This is a genomic window from Mycobacterium sp. E1715 (genome assembly GCF_001667625.1).
Classification (GTDB): domain Bacteria; phylum Actinomycetota; class Actinomycetes; order Mycobacteriales; family Mycobacteriaceae; genus Mycobacterium.
Window position 1 is genome coordinate 1 of the sequence record NZ_LZJJ01000085.1, and the last position, 2,350, is coordinate 2,350.

3 protein-coding genes are annotated in these 2,350 nt (G+C 66.9%); all 3 read right to left on the reverse strand.

Annotated features, from left to right (window positions below; translation table 11 throughout):
- The coding region (locus tag A9X03_RS04720) for an LLM class flavin-dependent oxidoreductase (RefSeq protein ID WP_156736876.1) at window positions 1-507 on the reverse strand (507 nt) is incomplete at its 3' end.
- Complete coding sequence (locus A9X03_RS04725; protein ID WP_067783899.1) at window positions 507-959, reverse strand: nuclear transport factor 2 family protein; 453 nt, start codon at window positions 957-959, stop codon at window positions 507-509. The genes A9X03_RS04725 and A9X03_RS04720, both read right to left, overlap by 1 nt.
- Window positions 960-1,016: 57 nt before the next feature.
- The gene (locus tag A9X03_RS04730) at window positions 1,017-2,291 is read right to left on the reverse strand and encodes a serine hydrolase domain-containing protein (protein ID WP_068259891.1); all 1,275 of its coding nucleotides are present in this window, start codon (window positions 2,289-2,291) and stop codon (window positions 1,017-1,019) included.
- Window positions 2,292-2,350: the final 59 nt, after the last annotated feature.

The following is a 2,350-nucleotide window of genomic DNA, read 5'->3' on the forward strand; positions in this document are numbered from 1 at the left end:
GTAGCTCACCTCGTTCTCCCGCCACAACCGCTGGCAGACGTCCAGCGTCTGGTCCAGGATCGCCCCGCGTCGATCGAAGTCCACCCCGGCCGCGTCGTATTCCTCACGCTGCCAGCCGACACCCACCCCGACATCGATGCGGCCGCCGGACAGAACATCCATCGTTGCAAGGGTTTTCGCGAGGACCGCGGCCGGACGCAGCGCCGCGAGCAGAATGTTGGTGCCCAGCCGGATCCGGCGCGTCCGCGCCGCCAGATAGGTCAGCGTCGTGAGCGGTTCCAGCCAGTGCCCGTCGGGTCCGGTCGGTTGGCGACCGCCTACCGTTCCACCCGTTTGTGGATTCGCGTATGCGTCCATGTTCATACCGAACGCCACGTGCTCCGACACGAGCAGACGGTCGAACCCAGCGCCCTCCAACAGCTGTGCCCACTCCGTGAGGTGTTCCCAGTCCGACGGTGCCGCGGACGAAAACGACGGAATCCCCATCGACAGCTGTAGCGAGGCCATCAACTGTGTTCCTCGATCGACGCGCGCCGGTCTTCGGTGGCATCGACGACAACCCTGCGGTGTGCGATCCGCCACCGCCCCTCGGCGTCGAGTACATACTCGTCCAGGTAGCGGATGTGCATGACGTGGTTGCGACCGTCCGCCTCGTCAACGCGAAAGTGATTGGCGGTGCAGTAGATTTCGCCTACCGCAGATCCCCCCTCGATGACGTACAGGCCCTGGGCTATGAGGTGAGCCGTTCGCGGCCACCGGGCGACGATGTCGATTACCCGTTCGATCTCGCCGTGGCCGGTCAGCGTTCCCGGTTCGCGCCCCGGTCTTTCGACGAGCATGGAAGCGTCGGGCGTGAACACCGAGAGCAGCGCCTCGCGGTCTCGGCGATCGACCGCCGCCGCATACCTGCGGGACAGCGCCTCGAGTTCCGCATGGGGGACTGCGCGCGAGATGTCCATCTGCTTCCCGTGCCGGCGGATAGAGACCTGTTGACGATACAACCCCGGGTTGTGGCGTCAGCGGCCGGGAACTCGGCTGCGCGCCTCGCCGGAGTGTCGTGCTCCGAATCGCGGCACGGCTACGCACCCGCGACTGTGTGCGGCGGTCACGGCGCGCTGCAGCGGTATCAGCAGCGGTACGAAGAGGAGTTGGTCGGCGACCATCGGGGTCAGCAGCCGATTGTGCACGAAGGCGAATGAGCTCTTGGTGATCGGGTCGGCCCAACCGATGGTTCCACCGAGGCCGGCGTGCCCAAAGCCCCGCAGTAGGCCCGGCACCGGTGATCCGTGGTAGCCCAGGTGAAACGACATCGGGAAGAAGACGTTGAGGTCGGGCCGAAAGCTGCGGGTGCCGGTCAGCGACGCGACCAATTCCTCCGAGAGGAATCGCCGCCCATCGATTCTTCCGCCGTTGGTGAGTGCTGCGTACATCTTGGCCAGCCCCCGCGCGGTCACTACCGCGTTCACCGCGGGAATCTCGCTGTCCAGCAGCCCCATGTCGCCCTGCACCAGCGAGGTGATACCGGGGACGTAGGTCGCACCGAGCGGTCCCGGAACCGGCAGGCTGGCCATCAGCGAAACCAGCCGCCCGAGCACCGGGCCGCCCGAGAAGCGTTGCGGGAACATCGTTTGGGCGGCCTTCGTGGGCGCGTCGGCCGGCGGCCGCCCCAGGTGGATACCGTCGATGTCGAGTGGTTGAGCGACCTCGGCGCGGAACAACTCTCGCATGCCCTTACCGGTGATCGCGCGGGCCAATCCGGATGCCAACCAGCCGAAGGTGAACGCGTGATACGCCGCGCGGCCGGCGAGGCGGTCCACCCGCGCCGCCGCCAGCCGCTCTTCCATGTAACGGTGATCGAGCAACTGCTCGGTGCTGATGGTCCCGAGCCGCGACAGGCCCGTGGTGTGGCGCATCATCTCGCGCACGGTGATGGCGGACTTGCCGTTGGCGCCGAATTCGGGCCAGTAGCGCGCGATGGGGTCGTCGTAGGACAGCAACCCGCGGTCGACCAGCCGGTGCAGGACCGTCGAGGCCACGCCCTTACCCGCGGAGAAGACCATCGCGCCGGTGTCCGCCGACCACGGCACCCGCCCCTCTCGATCGGACCAGCCGGTCCACACGTCGACGACGGGTTCGCCATCGACGTACACAGACAGCGCGCCACCGCCATACCGTGGGCCGGGAAAGAGCGTGGCGAAGGTTTTCACTGCGCAGGCAAATCGAGGGTCGGCGGCACCGTGCACATGGGTGGGCAGACCGTCACCGGCTTGTAAGGCTGGTCGATCGGGCATCGCGGTCGAAGCTCTCCTCACTGGCACTGGGCGCCATCGGACGACTGAACAAATATCGT

Coding starts and splice junctions, on each gene's coding strand:
- A9X03_RS04725 (WP_067783899.1), bottom strand. CDS start 959: ATGGACATCTCGCGCGCAGTCCCCCATGCGGAACTCGAGGCGCTGTCC.
- A9X03_RS04730 (WP_068259891.1), bottom strand. CDS start 2,291: ATGCCCGATCGACCAGCCTTACAAGCCGGTGACGGTCTGCCCACCCAT.